The 24,661-nt window shown below is 72.8% G+C and carries 25 protein-coding genes and 1 pseudogene; 11 read left to right on the plus strand and 15 right to left on the minus strand.

Annotated features, from left to right (window positions below):
* Positions 1 to 15 precede the first annotated feature (15 nt).
* A complete protein-coding gene (gene priA / locus ACN28F_RS27730) occupies positions 16 to 762 on the plus strand; it encodes a bifunctional 1-(5-phosphoribosyl)-5-((5-phosphoribosylamino)methylideneamino)imidazole-4-carboxamide isomerase/phosphoribosylanthranilate isomerase PriA (protein ID WP_421360405.1) in 747 nt (248 codons plus the stop codon).
* The gene (gene hisF, locus ACN28F_RS27735; protein WP_421360407.1) at positions 759 to 1,541 is read left to right on the plus strand and encodes an imidazole glycerol phosphate synthase subunit HisF; all 783 of its coding nucleotides are present in this window, start codon (positions 759 to 761) and stop codon (positions 1,539 to 1,541) included. The genes priA and hisF overlap by 4 nt, the downstream gene beginning before the upstream one ends.
* A 67-nt stretch (positions 1,542 to 1,608) precedes the next feature.
* Here the strand turns inward: hisF and ACN28F_RS27740 are convergent, their stop codons facing one another.
* Positions 1,609 to 2,085, minus strand: coding sequence for a hypothetical protein (locus ACN28F_RS27740; protein ID WP_289205393.1), 477 nt, complete (start codon positions 2,083 to 2,085; stop codon positions 1,609 to 1,611).
* Positions 2,086 to 2,141: 56 nt separating this feature from the next.
* Between ACN28F_RS27740 and ACN28F_RS27745 the strand changes: the two genes are divergently transcribed.
* Positions 2,142 to 3,659, plus strand: a complete 1,518-nt coding sequence (locus tag ACN28F_RS27745; protein WP_421360409.1) for a beta-N-acetylhexosaminidase — start codon at positions 2,142 to 2,144, stop codon at positions 3,657 to 3,659.
* Here the strand turns inward: ACN28F_RS27745 and ACN28F_RS27750 are convergent.
* Positions 3,601 to 4,344, minus strand: coding sequence for a YczE/YyaS/YitT family protein (locus ACN28F_RS27750; protein WP_421360411.1), 744 nt, complete (start codon positions 4,342 to 4,344; stop codon positions 3,601 to 3,603). The genes ACN28F_RS27745 and ACN28F_RS27750 overlap by 59 nt on opposite strands.
* A gap of 59 nt (positions 4,345 to 4,403) precedes the next feature.
* Between ACN28F_RS27750 and ACN28F_RS27755 the strand changes: the two genes are divergently transcribed.
* On the plus strand, positions 4,404 to 5,864 hold the full coding sequence (locus ACN28F_RS27755; protein ID WP_289205396.1) for a PLP-dependent aminotransferase family protein: 1,461 nt from the start codon (positions 4,404 to 4,406) through the stop codon (positions 5,862 to 5,864).
* A 25-nt stretch (positions 5,865 to 5,889) separates the two neighbouring features.
* Here the strand turns inward: ACN28F_RS27755 and ACN28F_RS27760 are convergent, their stop codons facing one another.
* Positions 5,890 to 7,716 (minus strand): AMP-dependent synthetase/ligase, encoded by a 1,827-nt coding sequence (locus ACN28F_RS27760; RefSeq protein ID WP_421360413.1) that lies wholly within the window; start codon positions 7,714 to 7,716, stop codon positions 5,890 to 5,892.
* A 301-nt stretch (positions 7,717 to 8,017) separates the two neighbouring features.
* Here ACN28F_RS27760 and ACN28F_RS27765 point away from each other — a divergent pair, with 301 nt between their 5' ends.
* Positions 8,018 to 9,232 (plus strand): S8 family peptidase, encoded by a 1,215-nt coding sequence (locus ACN28F_RS27765; protein ID WP_289205398.1) that lies wholly within the window; start codon positions 8,018 to 8,020, stop codon positions 9,230 to 9,232.
* Positions 9,233 to 9,335: 103 nt separating this feature from the next.
* Here ACN28F_RS27765 and ACN28F_RS27770 read toward each other — a convergent pair whose 3' ends face one another.
* The 3 genes from ACN28F_RS27770 to ACN28F_RS27780 form a co-directional block, all read right to left on the minus strand.
* Entirely contained in the window at positions 9,336 to 9,764 is a 429-nt protein-coding gene (locus ACN28F_RS27770; RefSeq protein WP_289205399.1) for a PepSY domain-containing protein, read from the minus strand.
* A 147-nt stretch (positions 9,765 to 9,911) separates the two neighbouring features.
* On the minus strand, positions 9,912 to 11,198 hold the full coding sequence (locus ACN28F_RS27775; protein WP_289205400.1) for a sensor histidine kinase: 1,287 nt from the start codon (positions 11,196 to 11,198) through the stop codon (positions 9,912 to 9,914).
* Positions 11,195 to 11,884: a response regulator transcription factor gene (locus ACN28F_RS27780; protein ID WP_289205401.1), complete on the minus strand. Its 690-nt coding sequence runs from the start codon at positions 11,882 to 11,884 to the stop codon at positions 11,195 to 11,197. Before ACN28F_RS27780 ends, ACN28F_RS27775 begins: the two co-directional genes overlap by 4 nt.
* A gap of 104 nt (positions 11,885 to 11,988) precedes the next feature.
* Between ACN28F_RS27780 and ACN28F_RS27785 the strand changes: the two genes are divergently transcribed.
* A complete protein-coding gene (locus ACN28F_RS27785) occupies positions 11,989 to 12,495 on the plus strand; it encodes a septum formation initiator (protein WP_289205402.1) in 507 nt (168 codons plus the stop codon).
* Positions 12,496 to 12,553: 58 nt separating this feature from the next.
* On the opposite strand, the gene ACN28F_RS27790 is transcribed toward ACN28F_RS27785, so the two are convergent.
* Both ACN28F_RS27790 and ACN28F_RS27795 read right to left on the minus strand, forming a co-directional pair.
* Positions 12,554 to 13,498, minus strand: a complete 945-nt coding sequence (locus ACN28F_RS27790) for a bifunctional terpene synthase/polyprenyl synthetase family protein (RefSeq protein WP_289205403.1) — start codon at positions 13,496 to 13,498, stop codon at positions 12,554 to 12,556.
* A gap of 87 nt (positions 13,499 to 13,585) precedes the next feature.
* Positions 13,586 to 14,215 (minus strand): TIGR03085 family metal-binding protein, encoded by a 630-nt coding sequence (locus tag ACN28F_RS27795; RefSeq protein WP_289205404.1) that lies wholly within the window; start codon positions 14,213 to 14,215, stop codon positions 13,586 to 13,588.
* Positions 14,216 to 14,381: 166 nt separating this feature from the next.
* Here ACN28F_RS27795 and ACN28F_RS27800 point away from each other — a divergent pair, with 166 nt between their 5' ends.
* Positions 14,382 to 16,319, plus strand: coding sequence for an ABC transporter ATP-binding protein (locus tag ACN28F_RS27800; RefSeq protein WP_421360416.1), 1,938 nt, complete (start codon positions 14,382 to 14,384; stop codon positions 16,317 to 16,319).
* A complete protein-coding gene (locus ACN28F_RS27805; protein WP_421360418.1) occupies positions 16,316 to 18,175 on the plus strand; it encodes an ABC transporter ATP-binding protein in 1,860 nt (619 codons plus the stop codon). Before ACN28F_RS27800 ends, ACN28F_RS27805 begins: the two co-directional genes overlap by 4 nt.
* Before the next feature lie 37 nt (positions 18,176 to 18,212).
* On the opposite strand, the gene rpsD is transcribed toward ACN28F_RS27805, so the two are convergent.
* Complete coding sequence (gene rpsD / locus ACN28F_RS27810; protein WP_289205407.1) at positions 18,213 to 18,824, minus strand: 30S ribosomal protein S4; 612 nt, start codon at positions 18,822 to 18,824, stop codon at positions 18,213 to 18,215.
* A 73-nt stretch (positions 18,825 to 18,897) separates the two neighbouring features.
* Here rpsD and ACN28F_RS27815 point away from each other — a divergent pair, with 73 nt between their 5' ends.
* Positions 18,898 to 19,650 carry a DUF2470 domain-containing protein gene (locus ACN28F_RS27815; RefSeq protein ID WP_289205408.1) on the plus strand — a complete coding sequence of 251 codons (753 nt, stop codon included), beginning with the start codon at positions 18,898 to 18,900 and terminating at the stop codon, positions 19,648 to 19,650.
* 35 nt (positions 19,651 to 19,685) lie between these two features.
* Here ACN28F_RS27815 and ACN28F_RS27820 read toward each other — a convergent pair whose 3' ends face one another.
* From ACN28F_RS27820 to ACN28F_RS27830, 3 genes are all read right to left on the minus strand, one after another.
* Entirely contained in the window at positions 19,686 to 20,300 is a 615-nt protein-coding gene (locus tag ACN28F_RS27820) for a TetR family transcriptional regulator (protein ID WP_289205409.1), read from the minus strand.
* 80 nt (positions 20,301 to 20,380) lie between these two features.
* Positions 20,381 to 21,136 (minus strand): ABC transporter permease, encoded by a 756-nt coding sequence (locus tag ACN28F_RS27825; protein ID WP_289205410.1) that lies wholly within the window; start codon positions 21,134 to 21,136, stop codon positions 20,381 to 20,383.
* Entirely contained in the window at positions 21,133 to 21,873 is a 741-nt protein-coding gene (locus ACN28F_RS27830) for an ABC transporter ATP-binding protein (protein ID WP_289205411.1), read from the minus strand. Before ACN28F_RS27830 ends, ACN28F_RS27825 begins: the two co-directional genes overlap by 4 nt.
* A 363-nt stretch (positions 21,874 to 22,236) precedes the next feature.
* Here ACN28F_RS27830 and ACN28F_RS27835 point away from each other — a divergent pair.
* Positions 22,237 to 22,656, plus strand: a pseudogene (locus tag ACN28F_RS27835) (M23 family metallopeptidase); the annotation flags it as partial.
* Between the two features lie 58 nt (positions 22,657 to 22,714).
* Here the strand turns inward: ACN28F_RS27835 and ACN28F_RS27840 are convergent.
* Genes ACN28F_RS27840 through ACN28F_RS27850 form a run of 3 tightly spaced genes read right to left on the minus strand, consistent with a single transcriptional unit; the run spans position 22,715 to position 24,087 of the window.
* The gene (locus tag ACN28F_RS27840; RefSeq protein WP_289205412.1) at positions 22,715 to 23,176 is read right to left on the minus strand and encodes a tetratricopeptide repeat protein; all 462 of its coding nucleotides are present in this window, start codon (positions 23,174 to 23,176) and stop codon (positions 22,715 to 22,717) included.
* Entirely contained in the window at positions 23,173 to 23,466 is a 294-nt protein-coding gene (locus ACN28F_RS27845; protein ID WP_289205413.1) for a YciI family protein, read from the minus strand. The genes ACN28F_RS27840 and ACN28F_RS27845 overlap by 4 nt, the downstream gene beginning before the upstream one ends.
* A 45-nt stretch (positions 23,467 to 23,511) precedes the next feature.
* A complete protein-coding gene (locus tag ACN28F_RS27850; RefSeq protein WP_289205414.1) occupies positions 23,512 to 24,087 on the minus strand; it encodes a TetR/AcrR family transcriptional regulator in 576 nt (191 codons plus the stop codon).
* A gap of 153 nt (positions 24,088 to 24,240) precedes the next feature.
* On the opposite strand from ACN28F_RS27850, the gene ACN28F_RS27855 reads away from it, so the two are divergent.
* Positions 24,241 to 24,624: a MerR family transcriptional regulator gene (locus tag ACN28F_RS27855; RefSeq protein WP_289205415.1), complete on the plus strand. Its 384-nt coding sequence runs from the start codon at positions 24,241 to 24,243 to the stop codon at positions 24,622 to 24,624.
* The last annotated feature ends 37 nt before the right edge of the window (positions 24,625 to 24,661 follow it).

Below are 24,661 nucleotides of genomic sequence, written 5' to 3' on the forward strand. Positions count from 1 at the left end.
TTCGAGGAGATCTCCGTGACGCTTGCCCTGCTTCCCGCCGTCGATGTCGCCGACGGCCAGGCGGTCCGCCTGGTCCAGGGCGCCGCCGGTAGTGAGACCTCCTACGGCGACCCGTTGGAGGCGGCGCTGGCCTGGCAGCGTGACGGGGCGCAGTGGATCCACCTGGTGGACCTGGACGCCGCGTTCGGTCGGGGCAGCAACGCCCACCTGCTGGCCGAGGTGGTCCGGCAGATCGACGTGGCGGTGGAGCTGTCCGGCGGGATCCGTGACGACGAGTCGCTGGCCGCCGCCCTGGGCACCGGCGCGGCGCGGGTCAACATCGGCACCGCCGCGCTGGAGGATCCGCTCTGGTGCGACCGGGTCGTCGCCGAGTACGGCGACCGGGTGGCGATCGGGCTGGACGTACGGGGCCGTACCCTCGCCGCCCGGGGCTGGACCCGCGACGGTGGCGACCTGTTCGAGGTCCTGGAGCGGTTGGACAAGGCGGGTGCCGCCCGGTACGTGGTCACCGACATCACCAAGGACGGCACCATGCGCGGACCGAACCTGGACCTGTTGCGGGAGGTGTGTGCCCGCACCGACGCGCCGGTGATCGCCTCCGGTGGCGTGTCGACCCTGGACGACCTGCGGGCGTTGGCGACGTTGGAACCGGTCGGGGTGGAAGGGGTGATCGCCGGCAAGGCGCTCTACGCCGGTGCGTTCACCGTCGCCGAGGCGCTCGCCACCCTGCGGGAAGCCGACGCCACGGGCAGCCGGTCGTGACCGTCGCCGTCCGGGTGATCCCCTGCCTCGACGTCGACGCCGGCCGGGTGGTCAAAGGGGTCAACTTCGTCGATCTGCGCGACGCCGGCGACCCGGTCGAGCTGGCGGCGGCCTACGACGCCGCCGGGGCCGACGAGTTGACCTTCCTCGACGTGACCGCCTCCTCCGACGACCGGGGGACCATGCTCGACGTGGTCCGCCGGACCGCCGAGTCGGTCTTCATCCCGCTCACTGTCGGCGGCGGCGTGCGGTCCGTGGCCAACGTGGACACGCTGCTGCGCGCGGGTGCGGACAAGGTGGGCGTCAACACGGCGGCGATCGCCCGACCGGAGCTGATCGCGGAGATCGCCGACCGGTTCGGTCGGCAGGTGCTGGTGTTGTCACTGGACGTGCGGCGCGCCGGCGCGACCACGGTGGCCAGCGGTGACACGCCCAGTGGCTTCGAGGTCACCACCCACGGCGGGCGGCGGGGCACTGCCATCGACGCGGTGGCCTGGGCGCGGCGGGGTGCCGAACTGGGCGCCGGGGAGATCCTGCTGAACTCGATGGACGCCGACGGCACCAAGAGCGGCTTCGACGTCGAGCTGATCGCCGCGGTCCGGGCGGTGGTCGACATCCCGGTGATCGCCAGCGGCGGGGCCGGCACGACCGGGCATTTCCCGCCGGCGGTCGCGGCCGGCGCCGACGCGGTCCTCGCCGCCAGCGTCTTCCACTTCGGTGAGCTGACCATCGGAGCCGTCAAGCAGGAGCTGCGCGCCGCCGGCCACCCGGTGCGCTGACTTCCCGGGCCGCCCGGCGCGCTGACGTTCCTGGGCCACCCGGCGCGCTGGCGGTTCCCTCGCCGGGTCAGCCTGGTCCGGGATGGACGGTGGCCGGGTTCTCCACCGACCGTCGGGGCGCGGGCGGCAGGAACCGCCCGGTGTACTCGACCATCGCTGCGGCGTGGTCCTGGTCGTCGAGGCGCCAGTCACCGTCGGTCGTGGGGTACCGGCGGTTCAGTACGCCGTGCACACTGTCCACCGTCGTGGTCAGCCCGCTGCGGGGCCGGTCGCGCCACAGGCGTTCGCCGGCGGCGGTGACCTGGAACCAGCCGTCGCGTACCGACACGAGATCCGCGCCGACCAGTCGCCGTACGCCGGTCTCGATCTCCTCGCGGGTGGGGATCGCCTGGTTGAGGTGCTCTGCGGTGGCCAGTATGTCGACCAGACGGACGCCCTCCGGCCGGCGGCTGTCCGGCGATCGCCGGTGCCGGCCGACCTTGCCCGCGATGACCAGCGAGACGAAGATCCACGCGTCGGACCACGCCCACCCCTCGTCCGTCATCCGACCATGATGCCGTGTCGGCCGCGCGGACGGTACTCCTGTGCTTGGCTGTGGACATGTTGTTGCCGCGTCCTACCCGGCTGGTCCGTTCGGCCGGAGACTTCACGCTCACCGCGTCGACCGGCGTACAGGCCCCCGACGGCATCGCTGACCTGCTGCGGGAGCTGATCACCCCGGCCACCGGTCTGCCGCTGCCGGACGGTCCGGCGGCCGGTGCCGGCGGGATGATCAGTATGCGGACGGTGGACGCCGCGCAGCTCGGCGCGGAAGGCTACCGGCTCACCGTCGACCCCTCCGGGGTACGGGCGGAGGCCGCCACCGAGGTCGGGCTCCGTTGGGCGGTGCAGACGCTGCGCCAGTTGCTGCCCGAGCAGGTGTACGCCGCCGCACCGGTACGCGGGGTGCCGTGGCGACTGCCGGCGGTCGAGATCGTCGACGTGCCGACGTACGCCTGGCGAGGCTCCCTGCTGGACGTTGCCCGCTGGTGCCATCCGTTGCCGTTCCTCTACCGCTACGTCGATCTGCTGGCGGCGCACAAGCTCAACACCCTGCACCTGCACCTGACCGACGACCAGGGCTGGCGGTTCGAGGTGCGTCGCTACCCCCGGCTGACCGAGGTCGGCGGGTACCGGGCCGCCTCACCGGCCGGCCACGCCCGCGACGGCCGCGCCGACGGGGTGCCGCACGGCGGCTGGTACCGGCAGGCCGACCTACGTGACCTGGTGGCGTACGCGCACCGGCGCGGTGTCCGGATCATGCCGGAGATCGACCTGCCCGGGCACGCCCAGGCGGCGATCGCCGCCTATCCCGAGTTCGGCAACGACCACACCCGCCAGCTGGCGGTCCGTACCACCTGGGGCATCTCCACCCACGTGCTCAACCTCGAACCGGCCACCCTGGCGGCCGTCTGCGACATCTTCGACGAGGTGGTCGACGTCTTTCCGTTCGAGTACGTGCACGTCGGCGGCGACGAGGTGCCCAGCGCGGAGTGGGCGGCCAGCCCGGCGGCGACCGCCCGGGCCGCCGCGCTGGGGCTGCCCCGGGTCGCCGACCTGCAGGGCTGGTGGACCGGGCAGCTCGCCGCGCACCTGGCCGGACACCGGCGGCGGATCGCGGTCTGGGACGAACTGCTCGACCGGGGTGCCCCGGCCGGGGCGACGGTCTTCGCCTGGCGGGGCACCGACCGCATCGACGCCGCCCGGGCGGCCGGGCTGCCGGTGGTCGCCGCGCCGTACACCCACACCTACTTCGACTGGGCCGAGTCCGACGGTCCGGCCGAGCCGCTGGCGATCGCGGGCACGGTGCCGCTGGAGACGGTGTACGGGTTCCAGCCGGGCGAGGTGCTCGGGGTGCAGGGGCAGTTGTGGAGCGAGTACCTGCCGACGCCGCAGCGGGTGCTGTGGCGGGCGTTTCCGCGGCTGGCGGCGCTGGCCGAGGTGGGCTGGTCCGGGCCGGTGGCGGTGGACGTCGACGGGGTGGTGCCGGCCGGTACGTGGGCGGAGTTCCGCGACCGGCTCACCGTCCACCTGCGCCGGCTCGATCAGCTCGGGGTGGGCTACCGGCCGCTGGACTGAGCGGCTCCGCCGCCGTCGGCGGGTCGTCGGCGGACGGCACCGACGGGGTCGGTGGGCCGTCGGCATCGCGCGGTGCCACCGTGCACAGCGGGAGGAACAGCTGCACCAGTGGTCCGATCGCGACGGCGTAGAGCACGGTGCCGAGCCCGACGGTGCCGCCCAGCAGCCAGCCGGCGCCGAGGACGGCGACCTCGATCACCGTACGGACCAGTCGGACCGAGTGCCCGGGGTGCCGGGCCACCCAGCCGGTCATCAGCCCGTCGCGGGGGCCGGGGCCGAGCCGCGAGCCGACGTACAGGCCGGTGGCCAGGCCGTTGAGCACGATGCCGCTGACCAGCAGTGGCACCCTCGCGGCGATCGCGGCCGGGCCGGGCAGCAGGGCCAGGCTGACGTCCACCGCGATCCCGATGACCAGTACGTTGCTGACGGTGCCGAGGCCGGGGCGTTGCCGCAGCGGGATCCACAGCAGCAGCACGACCGCCCCGGTGATCACGGTGACGGTGCCGAAGCTGAGCCCGGTCTGTCCGGCGAGGCCCTGGTGCAGGACGTCCCACGGGTTCAGTCCGAGTCGGGACTCGATCATCATCGCCATGCTGACGCCGTACAGGACCAGACCGAGGTAGAGCTGGCCGAGTCGGCGGGGGAGCCGACGGCCCGCGCCACGCCCATTGCCAATTTTCATCACGCATGCCACTCTGGTGGCCAATCCGGCGGATACCTAGGGCCAATCAGGAGTGGGTGGCTATGGCAGTGATCGTTCGGGGTAGCCAATTGGCGCGGCTGCTCGGGCACTGGCATGCGCTGCCGGGCCGGCGCCGCAATCCGGACTACGCCGCCCTGGCCGGCGCGGTCCGCGGTCTGCTCGCCGACGGGCGGCTCTCGCTCGGGGTGCGGCTGCCGGCCGAGCGGGAGCTCGCCGAAGCGCTGCGGGTCAGCCGGACCACGGTCACCGCCGCGTACCGCAGTCTGCGCGAGAGCGGGCACCTGACCAGCCGCCGGGGGGCCGGTAGCTGGACCACGCTGCCCAGCGGCCATCAGGTCGCCAGCACCGGGTTGTGGACCGCCGAGACCGACCTGGACATGATCGACCTGGGGTACGCGGCGTTGGCCGCGCCGCCCGAGCTGGTCCCGGCGGCCCGGGCCGCCGCCGAGGATCTGCCCCGCTACCTGCAGCACGCCGGCTACTTTCCGACCGGGCTCGCCGAGCTGCGGGCGGCGATCGCCCAGGGCTACACCCGGCGCGGCCTGCCCACCAGCGCCGAGCAGATCATGGTGACCGGTGGCACCCAGCACGCGCTCGACCTGGTGCTGCGCCTGCTGCTGCCGGCCGGTGCGCCGGCGCTGGTGGAGTCGCCGACGTACCCGAATGCGCTCGCCGCGTTGGCCGCCCGCCGGGCCCGGATCGCCACCCACGGGCTGGCCACCGGCCCGGACGGCGGCTGGGACGCCGACCTGCTGCTCGGCGCGATCCGGCAGGAACGCCCCCGGCTGGCCTACCTGATCCCGGAGTTCCAGAACCCGACCGGTCACCTGATGACGACCGAGCTGCGGGAGCGGGTGGTCGCGGCGGCCCACGCCAGCGGCACCGATCTGGTGGTGGACGAGTCGTTCGTAGACCTTCCGTTGGACGGCACCGTGGTCCCGCCGCCGACCGCGGTCTTCGACCGGCACTCCCGGGTGATCTCCATCGGTGGGATGAGCAAGCCGTACTGGGGCGGCCTGCGGATCGGGTGGGTGCGGGCCTCGGCGCCGCTGGTGCAGCGGCTCGCGGCCCTGCGGGTCGGGGTCGACATGGCCGGGCCGGTGCTCGACCAGCTGGTCGGGGTGCATCTGCTGGCCGCCGCCGACCAGATCGTGCCGGCCCGGCTGGCGCAACTGACCGCGCAGCGGGACGCGCTGCTGGCCGAGCTGGGCACGGCGCTGCCGGAGTGGCGGGTCACCGTGCCGCACGGCGGGGTGACCCTCTGGGCGGAGCTGGACGGTCCGATCTCCAGCGCCCTGGCGCGGGCCGCCGAGGAGGCCGGGGTCCGGCTGGCGCCGGGCCCCCGGTTCGGCATCGACGGCACCCTCGAGCGGTTCCTGCGGCTACCGTTCACCTTGCCGGTGCCGGTGCTGACCGACGCGGTCCGCCGGATCGCCGCGGTGCGTTACGACCTTGACCGCACCAGCCGCCGCCAGTGGCGGGAACCCGCCATGATCGCCTGACGGCGGCTGGTGCCCGACCCCACGGTCAGATCTCGGCGAGTTGACCGGCGTACATCCGGTCGATCTCCGCGGCGAAGTTGCTCTCCACGATCCGGCGTTTGATCTTGAGTGACGGCGTCATCTCGCCGTCCTCGATGGTCAGGTCCCGATTGAGGATAGTGAACTTCTTGATGGTTTCCCAGCGGTTCAGCTTGCTGTTGAGTTCGGCCACGTACCCCTCGACGAGCGCGTGCGCCTGCGGCGAGGCGACGATCTCGGCGTACGGCCGGCCGGCCAGCGGGCCACCGGCGGCCCAGCCGGCGATGGCGTCCGGGTCCAGGGTGACCAGCATGGTGCAGTAGTTGCGGGCCTGGCCGATCACCACCGCCTGCGAGGTGTACGGGCAGGTGGCCTTGAACAGCCCCTCGATGTGCGACGGCGCGACGTACTTGCCGCCGGAGGTCTTGACCAGGTCCTTCTTGCGGTCGGTGATGGTGAGGAAGCCGCCGTCGTCGAGCACGCCGATGTCGCCGGTGCGGAAGTAGCCGCCTTCGGTGAACGCCTCGGTCGTCTCCTGCGGCAGGTTGTGGTAGCCGCGCATCACCGGCGCGCCGCGTAGCAGGACCTCGCCATCGTCGTCGATGCGGCACTCCAGGTCACCGAGCGGCTGGCCGACCGTACCGATCTTGATCTGGACCGGTCGGTTGACGAAGTTCGCGGCGCTCGCCTCGGTCAACCCGTACCCTTCGCAGATCGGCAGGTTCGCGGCGGCGAAGAACTCGGCGATGTCCGGGCTCAGCGGCGCGGAGCCGGAGACCAGCACCCGGATGTGCCCGCCGAGGCGGGCCTGGAGCTTGCTGAACACCAGTTTCTCGGCGATCGCGTACTTGAGCTTCAGCCCGCCCGGCACCGGTGTGCCGGCCTGCTGCAGGGCGACCCGCTGCCGGCCGACGCCGACCGCCCAGTTGAAGATCCTGGCCTTGGCGCCGCCGGCGTCGTGGGCGGTGGTGACCGCCTTGTTGTAGACCTTCTCGAAGATCCGGGGGGCGGCGCACATCAGCGTGGGGCGGACCACCGCCAGCATCTCGACCAGCTTGTCCACCCGGCCGTCCACGTAGGTGGGAAGTCCGACGTGGATGATGCTGCAGAGCAGGGTCTTGCCGAACGAGTGCGACAGCGGCAGCCAGAGGTACTGCAGGTCGTCGGGGTTCATGATGCCCAGGTCGGCCTGGGCCACCGCCTCCCAGCACCAGCCCCGGTGCAGCAGTTCGACGCCCTTGGGGCGGCCGGTGGTGCCGGAGGTGTAGATCAGGGTGGCCAGGTGCTCCGGCTCGATCGTGGTGGCGATCCGCTCGATCAGCCCGGGTTCGTCGGCCAGCGCCCGGGCGCCGCGTTCCTCCAGCTGCGCCAGGGTCAGCTGGGGGACGGCCGCGGCCGGGTCGGGCTCGCCGTCCATCAGCACCACATGGGTCAGCGCGGGCAGCTCGGCACCGGTGATCTTGCCGGCCTGGGTGGGGTTCTCGGCGATGAGGACCTTGGATCCCGAGTCGCCGATGATGAAGGTGGCGTCGGCCGGTTCGGTGGTCGGGTAGACCGTGGTGGTCGCCCCGGCGGCGCACATGATCCCCAGGTCGGCGAGCACCCACTCGAGCCGGGTGCCGGCCAGGATGGCCACCCGGTCCTCGTTGCCGACACCGAGGCCGTACAGGCCTGCGGCGATCGCCTTGGTCCGCGCGGCGACCTGACTCCAGGTCAACCAGGTCAGACCCGAGTCGCCCGCAGCGGGCGAGGCAAATGCGTTCTTGTCGGGGGTCGCGGCGACCCGCTGCAGGAACATGTCGGGAATCGACCGATATGGTACGTGGAGAGCCATCGGGTGCGTCGCCTCCGCATATGTGATAGTGAGCGCCGTCACGTTAATTCCGTGTTACCGAACAGTAGTGCCACGGCGGCCCTTCGGCTAGTCCCGCTGGGCCGCACGCTGCGGTTCCCGCCCCGCCATCCACCGGTCGTGCCCGGGCATCGGCCGACCGGACGTCGACGGTATGGCCATAACGGTATAGAAGGCTGACCACTATCCCCGCATACGATCCCATCGATCGATATCCCGATCGTCCACCCGTGACCGACGGCCACAAGCCGACGCGGGTGTCCGGATTGAGGAAGGGACAGGGATGACCGTTCTCCGTACACACAGCCGACGGCTGCTGCTGACCGGCTGTGCCGCCGCGGTCGCCACCGCGCTGATCGGCAACCCGGCCGCCGCCGCGCCCGCTGGCGACATCCAGCTCGCCGGTGGCGCCACCGCGGTCGCGGACAGCTACATCGTGGTGCTCAAGGACTCCGCCGTCGCGGCGAAGGCGACCTCGGCACGCACCGCCGCCGTCGCCGACCGGGCCGGCAGCCTCGCCGGCCAGTACGGCGGATCCGTCGAGCGGGTGTTCGGTGCCGCCGTCAACGGCTTCGAGGCCACCCTCACCGCGTCGCAGGCCCGCCGACTGGCCGCCCACTCCTCGGTGGCGTACGTCGAGCAGAACCACGTCGTGTCGATCGCCGCCACCCAGACCAACCCGCCGTCCTGGGGTCTGGACCGCATCGACCAGCGCAACCGCCCGTTGAACAGCGCCTACACGTACCCCAGCACGGCCACCAACGTCACCGCGTACATCATCGACACCGGCATCCGGACCACCCACAACGACTTCGGTGGGCGGGCCAGCCGCGGCTACGACGCCTTCGGCGGCACCTCCGAGGACTGCAACGGCCACGGCACCCACGTCGCGGGCACCGTGGGCGGCAGCGCGTACGGCGTTGCCAAGGGCGTGCGCCTGGTCGCCGTCCGGGTGCTCAACTGCTCCGGCAGCGGCACCACCGCCGGCGTCATCGCCGGGGTCAACTGGGTCACCTCCAACGCCCGCAAGCCGGCCGTGGCCAACATGAGCCTCGGCGGCGGCGCCAGCAGCACGCTGGACAGCGCGGTGGCCAACTCGATCTCCTCCGGCGTCAGCTACGCGGTGGCGGCCGGCAACTCCAACCGCAACGCCTGCAGCTACTCGCCGGCCCGGGTCGCCAACGCGATCACCGTCGGCGCCACCACCAGCACCGACGCGCGCGCGTCCTACTCCAACTACGGCAGCTGCCTGGACATCTTCGCGCCGGGTTCGTCGATCACCGCGCCCTGGTACAACAGCAACAGCGCGACCAACACCATCAGCGGCACCTCGATGGCCGCGCCGCACGCGGCCGGCGCCGCCGCCCTGGTGCTCGCCGCCAACCCGTCCTACAGCCCGGCCCAGGTCACCAGCTCGCTGGTGAGCAACGCCACCACCGGTGTGGTGACCAGCGCGGGCAGCGGCTCTCCGAACCGCCTGCTCTTCGTGGTCAACTGACCTTCGTGACCAGTTCGACCGACCCGACGAACTGAGCAGAGCGCGCGGCCCCCGGGAACCCCCAGCGCCCGGGGGCCGCACCCTGTCCGGGCGCGCCGACCGGTCAGTCGTCGCGTCGGTCGTCCCGGTCACGCCGGTCGTCGTCGTCCCGGTCATCGTCATCGTCATCGTCGTCGCGGTCGACGTCGAGGATCTCGCCGGTCTCCCGGTCGATGTCCAGGTCCCACTCGACGCGCTCGGCCCTGACCTCGACCTCCCAGACCGGCCGGCCGTGCTCCCGGTCCCGCTCGATCTCGGTGACCCGGCCCTCCCCGACGTGCGCCAGCGCGATCCGCTTCGCCTGCTCGACCCCGACCACCTCGGTGGCGCCGGCGGCACCGGATGCGGTCGGGGCGGTCGGGGTGTCGGTGGCGGCCGGTTGCGGTGCCGTGGCCGGACCGGTGCCGCTGGTGGCGCTGACCGCGCGGGCCGAACCGGTCACGTTCTGGGCGGCCGCGCCGACCGCCGTACCGGCCACCGCCAGTGCGGCCACCGCACCCACTCCGGCCATTACGATCACTGACCTGCGAGCCATCTCGTACCTCCTGTTGTCGTCGTTGACAGCAAGGTTCGTCCACCGCCGGATAGCGTCGCGCTGTGCGAGCACTAAGGACGGGTTAAGACCATCGGCCCGCGCCGGTCAGGACCGTGGCCGGCCCAGTCGCAGCGTCACCACCGCGCCCGGCGACCCGTCCGCCACCGCCAGCCGGCCGCCGCTGGCCCGGGCCACCCGGGCGGCGATGTCCAGGCCCAGTCCGGTCGATCCGGCCTGCGACACCCCGCGCCGGGCCAGCCCCTCGGGCAGACCCGGGCCGGCGTCGGCGACGGTGAGCACCGCGCCGTCATCGGACACGGCCAGGGTGACCGCGAACCCCGTGCCGTCCGGGGTGTGCGCGAAGACGTTGCCGAGCAGGGCGTCCACCGCAGCGGCCAGCTCCTCCGCGTCGGCGGCGACCGGCAGCGGGCCGCTGGCCAGGTCGAGTCGGACGGTACGCCCGGTGTCCTCGGCCAGCACCGACCAGAACTCGACCCGGTCGCGGACCACCACGGCGGCGTCGGCGACCGCAGGCCGTCCGCCCGGCCCGGCCGGAGCGGCGCTGCGTCGGCGGGCCTGCTGGATCAGCCCGGTGACGGCCCGTTCGAGTGAGTCCACCGCGGCGGTGACCCGGGCCGCCTCCGCCGGGTCGGGCAGCGACTCGGCCTCCAACCGCAGCGCGGTCAGCGGCGTACGGAGCCGGTGCGACAGGTCGGCGACGCGTTCGCGTTCGTCGCGCAGCAGCTCCTGGATCCGCCCGGCCAGGTGGTTCAACGCCCCGGCCACCTCCCGTAGCTCGGGAGGGCCACCGGGCTGCGCCCGGGCCGACAGTTCGGCACCGGCCAACCGGTGCGACACGGCGGACAGCTCGGTGATCGGCGCGACCAACCGGCGGGCCAGCCGGTCGGCGACGAGGACCCCGACCAGGATCAGGCCCAGGCCGAGCCCGGCCAGCACGGCCCAGGCCCGGCCGACCCCCCGGTCCAGCTCGGCGGCGGAGACGAAGGTACGGATCACCGCCGTACCGTCGGGGCGGCCCTGCACCGCGACCAGGATCTCGCGGCCCTGGGCGTCGGCTGCGGTGAGGCTGCGGCCGGTGCCGGCCAGCCGGACCGCCGGCGTCGCCGGCACCTGGTCACCGAGGACCGTGCCGTCGGGCAGGTAGACGGTGACCGGCCGGTCGGCGGTGGCGGCCAGCTGCTCGACGGTCAGCCGCAGGGTGGCGACGTCGGCGGTGCCGACGAGCGAGACGATCGACTGCACGTCGGCGCTGGCGGCGATGATCGCCCGGTCCTGCGCCACGGTGCGCAGCAGCAGCGCCAGCGGCACCAGGAAGGCCACCAGCACCAGGGTCGTGGTGGCGGCGACCAGCAGGGTGAGCCGGCGTCTCACCCGACGCCGTCCGGGGCGTCCAGGCGTACCCCGACGCCGCGCACGGTGTGCAGGTAGCGGGGCGCGCCGGCGGTCTCACCGAGTTTGCGGCGCAGCCAGGACAGGTGGACGTCGACGGTCTTGTCGGCGCCGCCGTAGGGCACCTGCCAGACCTCGGTCATCAGCTCCCGCTTGGAGACCACCTGTCCGGCGCGGGCCGCCAGGTAGTGCAGCAGGTCGAATTCGCGCGGGGTCAGTTCCAGCGTCGCGCCGGCCAGGCTGGCCTGTCGGGACCGTACGTCGATGCGCAGCTCACCGACGTGCACCGCAGGTTCCTCCGACTCGCCGGCGCCCCGGCGCAGCACGGCCCGCACCCGGGCGTCGAGCTGGGCGGCGGTGAACGGCTTGACGACGTAGTCGTCGGCACCGGCGTCGAGCCCCCGGACGATCTCGGCCTCGTCGTCGCGGGCGGTGGCGATGATCACCGGGACCCGGCTGACGGCCCGCAGCATCCGCAGCATCTCCAACCCGTCCAGGTCGGGCAGGCCGAGGTCGAGCACGACCAGGTCGGGCCGGTCGTCGAGGGCGTGCGTCAGGCCGGCCATCGCGGTGTGCGCGGCCGCGACGGCGTGGCCGCGGTCGCGTAGGGCCCGGATCAGCGGGGTACGGATCGCCAGGTCGTCCTCGATCACCAGCAGCCGGGCCACGACAGGCACGCTACCTGGCGCCGGCGCTGGTGGCGGCACCCGTTAACGGTTCTTTAGGGTCCCCCGGCGCTGCCGTTAACCCACCGGCGGGCATAGTCAGCGAGGTGACCCGTCGTGTGCTGCTCGCCGTCGCCGGCTGGTGCCTCGCCGTCGGTGCGGCCACCATGATCGGACTGGCCGCGTTGCGGGTGGTCGGTGAGGGGCTGACCGGTGGCCCGGCCGGTGAGGTGCTCGATCAGCAGGAGATCGCCCGCCAGCTCGCGGCCGCCTCGCCGACGCCCTCGGCATCGGCCACCGTGCCGCCGACTCCGGCACCGACCGGCCCGCCGGCCGGTCCGGCGACCAGCCCTGACCCGCCGTCGCCGTCGCCGAGCGACACCGCCGAGGCGCAGGTCGCGGCGACCCCCGGCGGCACCGTGGTCGTCGCCTGCGACGGCGCGTTGGCCCGCCTGGTCTCCTGGGCGCCGGCACAGGGTTACACCGCGAGCGATGTGGACCGTGGTCCCGACGACGACGCCGAGGTGAGCTTCGTCGGCGCGGCCGGCGAGTACGAGGTGACCGTGGTCTGTGCCGCCGGTCGTCCGCAGGTCACCTGGGAACTGGACGACTGACGCCCGGCTCCCGGCGCGTCGCCGGCGCGTCCGGCCCGCGCCGCCGCGTCCGGCCCGCTCACCGGTAGCGGTGCGAGTTGACCGACCAGTCGTAGGTGCCCCGGATCCAGTGCCGCCGGGCGGCGACGAGGCGCTCCACCGCCGGCGGCGCGTCGATCAGCACCTCCGCCTCCAGCCGCAGATAGAGCGCCAGGCTGTCGGTGAACCGGGTGCTGGCCTCGGCCAGCCCCGCCGCCGCGCCCCGGCCGGTCTCGTGCGCGATGACGACAGCCAGGTTGTGTGGATCCTGGTGGTGCTCCTTGGCGTAGGAGAACAGGTCGTTGCACCAGCAGACCAGATCGGCCGCGACAGTGTTCAATTCCGCGAGCCGTGGGTCAACCCGGTGACGGGAATGCGGCAGTCCGTTTTCCGCGAGGTCGGTGAGCGCGAAACTGGGCAGTACGGCGCCGGTGTGCCGGCGCATCTGGATGTACTCGGCCACCGCCGGCACCCGACCCTGCTGGCGGTTGCTGGCTTCCCAGAGCAGTGCGAAGAGGTAGTGGTGCAGCGAAGCGGTGAAGCGCAACAGGGCCCCGGGCCGGCGCAGCCGGCGGACCCGGTGACACAGGTCGGCCAGCGCCGCCGCCAGCGGTTCCTGGTCAGTCGCCGACCCGGCGGCCGGTACGCCGTACCGCTCCAGCACCTGCATCAGTGGACTGATCAGGGGCGAGATCCGGCACGGGTCGGCACCGCCGCCGTCTTCGTCGCAGACGTCGTCCAGTGCGAACAGCCAGGTGATCAGGTCACTGAGCAGTTGGGCGTGAGTCAGCTCGGCACCGGGTGCGGCGCGGGCCGCCAGCTCGGCCGCGTTGGCCTGACCCAGCCGGGCCGCGATGGAGGCGTTGGCGGTCAGCGCGAACCGCTGGGCCCACTGGATCGACTGCGCGGCGAGGGTCGGCAGATGCGGGTTCGTCCGGGGACGGAACGGCGGCGCCACCACCGATGTCGGCGCGAACGCGGGCATGTGACCTCCGGCCGGGCGCCAAGGGGAGGGGTGGCGCACCAGCGTGATCATCATCGCGGTCCGCGCCCGTGGCGGCGAGTGCCGTCCTCAGAAGCCGAACCCGGCGTTACGCAATCGTTCTTCGAGCACCGCGGGGCAGTCGACCTGGACCCGGGCGACCCGTTGCCGACCGGTCAGGAACAGCACGAGCTCGCCGGGTGGGGCGCTGATCAGCACCGGCTCGCCACCGCCGCCGGTGCTCACCTCGCCGTAGCCGTCGGCGACGACCCGGACCGCCCCGGTGAACCGGCGCAGGTGCAGCCGGCTCAGCGCGGCGACCCGCTTCCACAGCGCTGCCTGCTCGCCGGGCGGGACGTCCCGGGGGGTCCAGTCGGGTACGGCGCGGCGGACGTCCTCGTGGTGGATGAAGAATTCCATGAGGTTGGCGAGTTCGTCGGTGAGCGGGTTGCTCAGTGGACTCCACACCGGCGGCTGCCGGACCAGCGCGACCAGCTCCGGGAAGGGCCGGCGGGCGTACTCGGTGCGGACCCGTTCGCTGTAGCTGCGCAGCACCGGCAGCCAGATCCCGGGCCCGGCGTCGGGCCGGCGCTCCCGCACCACCAGGTGTGCCGCGAGGTCGCGGGTGGTCCAGCCCTCGTTGATCGTCGGTGCGTCCGGACCGACGGTGAGGAACAGGTCGGCAAGGGCTTGACGTTCCATCTGTGCGAACCGGGCCATGAACCGATCCTAGGTGCAGCCGTGACCCGGTGGCGGGGGAGCCGGGTGATCCGCCCCGTCCGGCCGTCGCCGTTGCTGTGGCGGTCGCCACACTCGTCGCCGTCGGCTGGCATCGTCGGGTGGTAAGGACAAGATTTGATGTTCGGAACTTACCTGCGGGGGAAGTGTGGCCAATAGGACAAGCCGTGACGTGCTGCTGCGTGGGCTGTGGGTGCTCGGCCAGGGCATCCGCGAGCAGCCGGGGCTGTTCACCGTCGGGGTCGGCGGCAGTGTCGTGTTCGGGCTGCTCACCATCGCCAGTGCGTACGTCGTCGGGGCGATCGTCGGTGAGGTGGTCGTGCCCTCGATCGAGTCCGGGCGGGCCGAGACCGGTCTGCTCGCCGCCGGAGCGGCCGCCCTGCTGGCGGTGAGCGTCGTCAAGGTGGGCGGGATCTTCGGCCGCCGGCTCGGTGCCGGGTTCATGCAGTACCGCCTGCAGGCGTCGTACCGGCGTCGGGTCACCCGCCGGTACCTCGAACTGCCGATGGCGTGGCATCAGCGGCACCCGACCGGCACCCTGCTGTCGAACGCGAACTCCGATGTCGAGGCGACCTGGTTCCCGGTGGCACCGCTGCCGTTCGCCGTCGGCACGGTGGTGATGCTGGTGGCCGCGATCGGCGCCCTGTTCGTCACCGACTGGGTCCTGGCCCTGGTCGGCCTGGCGGTGTTCCCCGCGCTGTTCGCCCTCAACGTCGTCTACTCGCGCCGGATGGCCCCCCGGCAGGTCCGCGCCCAGCAGCTGCGGGCCGAGGTCAGCGCGATCGCGCACGAGAGCTTCGACGGCGCGCTGGTGGTCAAGACGATGGGCCGGGAGGGCCAGGAGACGGTCCGCTTCGCCGCCCGGGCCGCCGAGCTGCGCGACGCGCTGATCGCCGTCGGCCGGCTGCGGGGCATGTTCGACCCGTTGCTGGAGACGCTGCCCAGTCTCGGCACCCTGGCGGTGCTCCTGGTCGGCGCATACCGGCTGCAGCAGGGCGCGATCAGCGTCGCCGACCTGGTCAGCGTCGCGTTCCTGTTCACCGTGCTGGCGTTCCCGGTCCGGGCCATCGGCTGGGTGCTCGCCGAACTGCCGCGCAGCGTCGCCGGCTGGGACCGGGTGCACCGGGTGTTGACCGCGACCGGGCAGATGCCGTACGGCGCCGACGCGGTGCCGGCGGCCGCGACCGACGCGGCGAGCCTGGTCCTGGACCGGGTCCGGTTCAACTACGCCACCGGCGGACCGGACTCCCCGGACACACCGCCGGCCACCCCGGACACACCGCCGCGCGCCGCCGACGACGCGGCGTCCGGGCCCGCACCGCAGGTGCTGCACGACGTGTCGTTCACGGTGCCGGCCGGGCGCACCGTCGCCCTGGTCGGGCCGACCGGCTCCGGCAAGTCGACCATCGCGGCGCTCGCCGCCCGGCTGGTCGACCCGACCGCCGGTACGGTGACCGTCGACGGCGTCGACCTGCGGGAGTTGACCGCCGAATCGCTGGCCCGCACGATCTCCCTGGTCGCCCAGGTGCCGTTCGTCTTCGACGACACGGTCCGGGCCAACGTCGCACTGGACCGCGACGGCGTGACCGACGAGTCGGTGTGGGCGGCGCTGCGGCTGGCCGAGGCGGACGGGTTCATCGCGGCGCTGCCCGACGGGCTCGACACGATGGTCGGAGAACGGGGCACCACCCTGTCCGGCGGGCAGCGCCAGCGCCTCACCCTGGCCCGGGCCCTGGCCGGCCGCCCCCGGCTGCTGGTGCTCGACGACGCGACCAGCGCCGTCGACCCCCGGGTGGAGGCGGCGATCCTGGCCGCGCTGCGGACCTCGGAGATCGCCACGTCGATCCTGGTGGTCGCCTACCGCCGCGCCACGATCGCCCTCGCCGACGAGGTCGTCTTCCTCGACCAGGGCCGGGTCGTCGACACCGGTACGCACCAGCAGCTGCTCGCCCGCTGCCCCGGCTACGCCGACCTGGTCACCGCGTACGAGCAGGCCGAGGCGCAACGGGAACGGGACCGGGCCGGCGGCGTCGACCCGACCGGGCCGGCCGACGACGCGTCGCGCCCGGTGGAGGTGAACCGATGAGCGCCCCCACGGTGGACCAGGGCGGCCGACGACGCCCGCAGCCGGCGGTGCCGCCCGGCGCCGGTGCCGTACCGGCATCCGGCGGTGCCGGGGAGCCCCCGGCCGAGTCGACCTGGCGGACCCTGCGGCGCGGGCTGGCCCTGTCGCCGGAGTTGCGCACCGGGCTGGCCGGGACGCTCGCCCTGGCCCTGGCGTCGATGGTCGGCCGGGCCGCCATCCCGGTCGCCGTACAGCAGGCCATCGACAACGGCCTGCGTGCCCCGGGCGGTCCGGACATCGGCGTGGTCGGGCTGATCGTGGCGTTGACCGCCACGGTGCTGGCCGGGACGACCGTCGCCGGGTACTTCATGATGCGCCGGCTGTTCACCGTCAGCGAGACCGCGCTCGCCGCGGTGCGGACCAGGGCGTTCCGGCACGTGCACGACCTGTCGATGTTGCACCAGCAGTCGGAGCGGCGCGGCTCGCTGGTCAGCCGGGTCACCAGCGACGTCGACCAGATCACCCAGTTCCTGCAGTGGGGCGGGGTGATCCTGCTGATCAGCGGTGGGCAGGTGGTGGTCACCGCGACCGTGATGGCCGTGTACTCGTGGCAGCTCACCCTGGTGGTCCTGGCGGCCTTCATCCCGGCGTTGCTGATCATCCGGGCGTTCCAACGGCGACTCGCCGCCGCGTACGGCGTGGTCCGTCAACGGACCGGCGCCCTGCTGGCGGCGGTCGCCGAGAGCGTCGTCGGCGCGGCCGTGATCCGCGCGTACGGGGTGTCCGGCCGTACCGCGCGTCGACTCGACGAGGCGATCGAGGGGCAGCGGCGGGCCCAGCAGCGGGCGTTGCGGACCAGCGTGATCGGCTTCTCCGTCGGGGAGATCGCCGCCGGGCTGGCCCTGGCCGGGGTGGTGGTGGTCGGAGTACGGATGGGCGTCGACGGTGGCCTGACCGTCGGTCAGCTCACCGCGTTCCTGTTCCTGGTGACGCTGTTCATCCAGCCGGTCCAGATCGCCACCGAGGTGCTCAACGAGGCGCAGAACGCCATCGCCGGCTGGCGCCGGGTGCTCGACGTACTCGACATCGCGCCCGACGTGGCCGACCCCGGTCACGAGGGGGTGGATCTGCCCCGGGGCGCGCTGGACGTGCGGTTCGACGATGTCAGCTTCGCCTATCCGGGCGGCCCGACGGTGCTGGCCGACGTACGCCTGGAGATCGCGGCGAAGACACGGGTGGCGGTGGTCGGGGAGACGGGCAGTGGCAAGACGACCTTCGCGAAGCTGCTCACCCGGTTGATGGATCCGGCCACCGGCCGGGTGCTGCTGTCCGGGGTGCCGTTGGACCAGGTCCGGTTCGAGTCGTTGCGGTCCCGGGTGGTGATGGTGCCGCAGGACGGTTTCCTGTTCGACGCGACGGTGGCGCAGAACGTCCGGTTCGCCCGGCCGGAGCTGACCGACGAGCGGCTCGCCGCCGCCTTCGGGGAGCTGGGCCTGTCGGACTGGGTGGCCGGGTTGCCCGCCGGGCTGGACACGCCGGTCGGCGAGCGGGGCGAGGCGTTGAGCGTGGGGGAGCGTCAGCTGGTGGCGCTGGTCCGGGCCTACGTCGCCGACCCCGATCTGCTGGTGCTCGACGAGGCGACCAGCGCGGTCGACCCGGCGACCGAGGTCCGGCTGCAGCGCACGTTGGACGCGGTGACCCGGGGGCGGACCACGTTGACGATCGCCCACCGGCTGTCCACCGCGCAGGCCGCCGACGAGGTGATCGTCGTCGACCGGGGGCGGGTGGTGCAGCGGGGCCCGCACGAGCGGTTGCTCGCCGACGCCGATTCTGTCTACGCGCGGCTGTTCGCGTCCTGGTTGGAGCAGACCCGCTGACCACCCGTCCCGGTTGGTGCCCGTCAGGTGCCGAGGTTCAGCGGGAGTAGAACTCGACCACGAGCTGCTCGTCGCAGACGACCGGCACCTCACTGCGGGCCGGTTCGCGCAGCAGCGTGGCGGTCAGCTCGCTCAGGCTGACCGACAGGTACGGCGCGGTCGGACCGTCGCCGGTGTGGGCGCCGGCGGCGGCCAGCTGGAACGGCGGCTTGGTGCGGCTGCGTTCGCGGACCTCGACCACCTGGCCGGGGCGCAGCCGGTACGACGGCCGGTCCACCTTGACCCCGTCGACGCTGAAGTGGCCGTGCGCGACCAGCTGGCGGGCCTGGTAGACGGTGCGGGCCAGGCCGGCCCGGTGCACGACCGCGTCGAGGCGGCGTTCCAGCAGGCTGACCAGCGCCTCGCCGGTCTTGCCGGCACCCCGTACGGCGTCGTCGAAGGCGCGGCGCAGCTGGGTCTCGCTGACGTTGTACTGGTGGCGCAGCCGCTGCTTCTCCAGGAGCCGGACCTGGTAGTCGGAGGGCTTGCGTCGCGCCCGGCCGTGGACGCCGGGCGGGTATGGGCGGCGCTCGAAGTACTTGGTGCACTTGCGGGTCAGCGGGATGCCGAGGGCGCGGGAGATGCGCGCCTTGGGTCGTGGGTGGTTCACGTGGACGACTCCGGATCAGTAGGTTAGCCTGCCCTCACTAAGGTGAGCCTAACTGATCTCGGAGGTCCGTGTCATGCAGCCCAGCCCCGCAGAGATCGCCCGCACCCTGGCCGCGGGCCGGCTGCCCGGCACGGCGCACGTCGCCTGCCGGCCCGGCCCGATCGCCGTGCGGCACGCGACCGACCCGATGGGCCGGATCCTGCTGCTCAGCACCGGGTCCGACCCGATCGCCGGTGCCCTGCGACCGGTCGACGGAGCCGACGACGTCGCGGTCGTACTGGAGGCGACCGACGTACCGCCGGTGGCCGGTTCGCCCACCCACGGCCAGGTCTGGGTATCCGGCTGGGTCAGCCCGCTCGACGGCGCGGCCGCCCGGATGGCCGCACTGGACTTCGCCGACGTACACGCCTGCCCCGACCTGCTCGACGTCGGACACGGTGCCACCATGTTCCGGATGGAGGTGGCCGAGGTCCGGCTGCAGCGGGGCGGTGTCACCACCGAGGTGGACCCCGACGAGTACGCCGCCGCCGAACCCGACCCGCTCGGCGGCATCGAGTCGGACCTGCTCGTCGACCTCGCCGACCACCACCGGGCGGAGATGACCGCGTTCATCCGTCGGCAGCTGCGCGACGCCGGGCACCGGTCGCTGGCCGCAGAGCCACAGGTCGTCCGGATGGACCGGTACGGCTTCGTGGTCGCGCTCGGGCCGCAGGGCCCCCGCGCCCGGCTGGCCTTTCCCGCCCCGGTCCGCGACCGCGCCGAACTCGCCCGGCTGCTGCACCCGGTGCTCTGCCGCCGCTGCTGCGCCCCACCCACCGCCGCCTGACGCCCGGTGCACCCACCGCCGCGTGCACCCGGCGGTCAGCGGTCGGGCGGCGCCGCCGTGGTGACGGTGCCGGTGAGGTAGCGCTGGATCGTCGGCCCGACCGCTGCCGCCACCTCGTCGGCCGCCATGGTGGACAGCGGCGCCAGCCGGAGCACGTAGCGGGTCACGAGCAGGCCCGCCATCTGCGACACCACCAACGCGGTGCGCAGCGGCAGCTCCGCCGGGTCGAGGTCGAGCTGGCCCAGCACCCGGCGGACGATCTGGGTGGTGACGAACTCGCGCATCAGCCGGGCGGTCCAGTCGTTGCTCAACGCCGAGCGCAGCAGTGCCAGGGCGGCGACCCCGGCCGGCGAGTCCCAGACCCCCAGGACCAGCCGGACCAGCCGCTGCCCGACCTCCTCCCGGCCGCCGGCGAACGCCTGTGGCAGCAGTTCGGCCGGGTCCACCGGCGCGTTCATCGCGGCCAGGAACAGGTTGTCCTTGGTGCCGAAGTAGTGGTGCACCAGTGCCGGATCGACACCGGCGGCGGCCGCGATCGCCCGTACCGACGCCTGGTCGAAGCCTCGCTCACCGAAGGTCTGCCGGGCGGCGGTCAGGATCGCCTCGCGGGTGTCGGGGTTGCCCGGTCGCCGCCCGGTACGTCGTGCCATCGGTCCTGCCACTCCTGTCGCAGTCGCCGCGCCGCTGTGCCGTCAGCAGCCGCCGGTTCGTCCCTCGGCCGGTGCCGCCCTCAGCCGCTGCGCCGACGCAGGGTGGCGGCGGCGAGCACCAGCGCGGCAACCACCGCCCCGGCGACCACGCCCAGGTCACGCCAGAGCGTCGCGGTCGGCTCCGGGTGCGCCCCGACCTCCGTCAACGCCGACACGGCGTAGGACAACGGCAGGACGTTGCTGATCGCCTCCAGCCAGCCTGCCATCTGGTCGCGGGCGACGAACAACCCGCAGAGCAGCAGTTGCGGGATCACTACCACCGGCATGAACTGTACGGCCTGGAACTCGGTGCGGGCGAAAGCGCTGCACAGCAGGCCGAGCGCCACCCCGAGCAGCGCGTTGAGCACCGCGATGGTGATCACCAGGGCGGCGGATCCGGCGGTGGTCAGGCCGAACAGCCAGTACGCGGCAGCACTGGCCACGGTGGCCTGCACCGCCGCCGCGAGCCCGAACGCGATGCCGTAGCCGAACAGCAGGTCGAGCTTGCCCAGCGGGGTGGTGAGCAGTCGTTCCAGCGTGCCGCTGGTGCGTTCGCGCAGCATCGCGATGCTGGTCACCAGGAACATGATCACGAACGGGAAGACGCCGAGCATCACCAGTGCGACCCGGTTGAACAGCGCCGGCCCGCCGGTGGCCGGGTCCTGGTCGCCGTACATGTAGTAGAGCAGGGTCAGCAACAGCGCCGGCACGACGACCAGCAGGGCGACGGTACGCCGGTCGTGGCGCAGTTGACGCAGGACGCGGCCGACCGTGGCGGCCAGGATCGTCGGGTTCACCGGTCTGCTCCTCGGGTCGCGTCGGTCGACTGGTGCTGGCGGATGAGCCGCAGGAACGCCTCGTCCAGGTCGTCGGTGCCGGCGGCGGCGCGGACCGCCGCCGGGGTGTCGTCGGCGATCAGTTGGCCGTCACGGATCAGCAGCAGCCGGTCGCACCGGCCGGCCTCGTCCATCACGTGGCTGGAGACCAGCAGGGTGGTGCCGGCGGCGGCGAGGGCGTGGAACCGCGCCCACAGTTCGGCCCGCAGGACGGGGTCCTGACCGACCGTCGGCTCGTCGAGCACGACCAGGTCGGGGCGGCCGACCAGGGCGCAGGCCAGCGAGGCGCGGCTGCGCTGACCGCCGGAGAGGTCGGCCACCAGTTGTCCGGCGGCGGACGCCAGGCCGACGTCGGCGACGGCCCGGTCGGCGTCGGCCGCCGACAGGCCGTACAGCGCGGCGAAGTACCGGGCGTTCTCCCGGACGGTGAGGTCGGCGTAGACGCTGGGCGCCTGGGTGAGATACCCGACCGTACGCCGCAGCGCGGCTGCCCCGGCCGGTCGGCCGAAGACACGGACCTGCCCGGACCGGACGGTCTGTACGCCGACGACCGCCCGCATCAGGGTGCTCTTGCCGCTGCCGCTCGGGCCGAGCAGGCCGGTGACGCTGCCGCGCCCGACGGTGCACGAGATCCCGTGCAGCACGCGGCGGCGGCCCCGGTCGACCACGAGGTCGGTGACCTCGATGACGGGCTCCATGGTTGCCTCCAGTAATTCATCATGCGTTGAACTCAACGGTAGATGAATTACTGACCGTGACGCCAGTGGCTATTTCCGGCGGGGCCCGTGGCGCAGCTCACCGCCACCGCCCGGCATGGCCGTTGAGCTGCTGGTCGTTGGACTCGCTCAGGTCCATCACCAGCAGCTGGCGCGGATAGCGGCAAACGCCGTGTCCCGCCACATACCGCAGTTAGCTACGGAGGCGTGATGAAACCCCCTACCGACCGTGACCATGCCCGCCATCAGCATCGAGCCGGCGTACGGACCCGGCTGCGCCGGACCCTGCTCGGCCGGGTCGCACTGACCGCGACGATGGCTCTCGGCGGCGTGGCCGGCGCCGCCACCGCCGCACACGCGGCGGACACCGGCTGGGCGCACCCGATGCCCGGCGCTGAGACCACCTCCTGCTTCGGGCCGCGCTGGGGCACCCAGCACGCCGGCCTGGACCTCGCCGCCGACGAGGGCACCCCGGTGTACGCCGCCGGGGCCGGAACGGTCGTCGACAGCGGCTGGCTCTACTCCGGGTACGGGATCTCCGTGCTGATCGACCACGGCGACGGGCACCTGACGCACTACGCCCACCTGAGCGCGGCGTCAGTCTCCGCCGGTGACGTGGTGGCTGCCGGGCAACGCGTCGGCGACGAGGGTTCCACCGGTGACTCGACCGGTCCGCACCTGCACTTCGAGGTGCACGCCGGGCTGTGGAACCAGATCGACCCCGGCCCGTGGATGGCCGCCCGGGGCGTGGATCTCGGCTGCTGACCCGGCCGGTTGCCGACACCGTCGGCTGCCGGGCGGACCGCCGCCCGGCAGCCGACGGTCACCCATCGCCCAGCAGCTGCGTCAGCCGGTCCAGACCGTCCCGAATCAGCTGCCCGTACCCGTCGTCACCGAGCGCACCGATCCCGGCCCGGGCCTGCCGCAGGTGCTCCCGGGCCCGGTCGGGATCACCGAGCTTGCGGTAACACTCGCCGATGTTGAGGTGCAACGACGGATACAGGGCGGCCACCGACAGCGGCACCCCTGCCCGGGCGACCCGGTCGTCGGTGAGCCGGTCGGCAGCGGTCAGGGCCCGTTGGTCCCAGCGCAGTTCCTGACCGACGTCGTCCTGCACGTCGGCCATCGCGTGCGCGAGGACGCAGACGTGCAACGGATCGCCCCGCTCGCCGCCGATCTCGGCCCAGATCCGCGTGAACAGGTCGCGGGCGGCGGCCGGCTGGCCCTGCTGATGGTGCAACTGGACGCCCTCGTTGATTAGGGCGAGCATCTCGTCGGAGGTCACCGGGCCGGCACCAGAAAGTCCAGCCGTGGATCGGTCATGCCCGGTGCGATCTCCAGGATCTCGGCGTCCACGACCCGGTTGATGACGAACGGGTCCGCCGCCACCCGCTGCTGCAACTGCGGCAGCGTCACGTTGTGCGCCAGCACCGCGCCTCCGAGTCCAGGCTGGATCCCGCCGACCAGGAGGAACACCTGATCATCCAGGCCCTGCGTGATCCACTGCTGGTGCTCGGACAGGTACTCGCCGGCGGCGGCCTTGTTCCCGGCGAACCGGAGCAACACGATGAACATCGGCTCTCTCTCGTGACGGCAGGGTAAGGGGACCTGCCGGTGCGGTCAGGTGGTTCGGCTGCCGCAGGTGGCCAGCCAGGCTTCCATCCGGGCGACCTCGCGATGGACGAAGTCCTCGTCGCCGAAGGCATTCGTCAGGGTGGCGACGCCCTGGCTGAAGGCCAGCACATGGAGCGCCATCGCGTCCGAGCCCTCCCCGTGGCCGAGCGCCGCGAACTGCGCGGTCAGCCAGTCACGGAACACCGTGAACAGGGCGGTCGCCTCCGGCCGTGACGGGTGTCGCAGTTTTGTCAGCTCCGCGGTCAGGGTGCCGACCGGGCAGCCGAAGTCGCGGATGTCCGCCCGGTTGGTCTGCACGATGCGGATGAAGCGCCGGATCCGCTCCATGGGCTCGGCCGCCTCGTCCTCCCACTGCCGCAGCATCGCGCGGGTGGCGTCGATCCGGGACGCGATCACCGCCGCCAGGATCTCGTTCTTGGTCTTGAAGTGGTAGTAGAAGTTGCCTCGGGACAGTCCCACCACCTCGGCGATCGTCGTGAACGAGGTGTGTTCGAAACCCTGTTCGTAGAAGAGCCGGTCGGCCGCTGCGACGATCTGGGCGCGGGTCGCGCTCGCTGCCATCGACCGCATCCTCCCTCAGCTGGCCGGATCGCTAGGACGGATGTCCTACGAGGCACTTTAGGACAACCGTCCCAGCGGGTGTCAAGTGGTCACCGCCGGAAGGCTGCGTCCGGTGCACGGTGCTGCTGGCGTCCGCCTGCCACCCTGGGCGTCATGAACACATCGGCCGGCGACTCCCTGACCGTCGGCGCGGCCGCCGCGCGGGTCGGGCTCAGCCCGCACACCCTGCGGTGGTACGAGCAGGAAGGGCTGGTCGCCCCGGTCGGGCGGGACGCGGCGGGTCGCCGCCGCTACACCGAAACCGACATCGGCTGGCTGATCCTGCTGACCCGGTTGCGGCGCACCGGGATGTCGGTGCGTGACATGCGCCGGTACACCGAACTCGCCCGGCAGGGTGACGACACGCTGCCGCAACGTATCTACCTGTTCGAGCGGCACCGGGCACTTGTCCTCGCCCGGATCGGGCAGTTGCACGAGGATCTGGCCGTCCTCGATCACAAGATCGACGCTTACCGGAAACTCGTGGACGAGCGGTGAGGTGGGCGTGGCGGGTACCCGCCACGCCCACCTCACC

The sequence above is a fragment of the Solwaraspora sp. WMMA2101 genome, from assembly GCF_049179175.1.
Taxonomy (GTDB): Bacteria; Actinomycetota; Actinomycetes; order Mycobacteriales; family Micromonosporaceae; genus Micromonospora_E.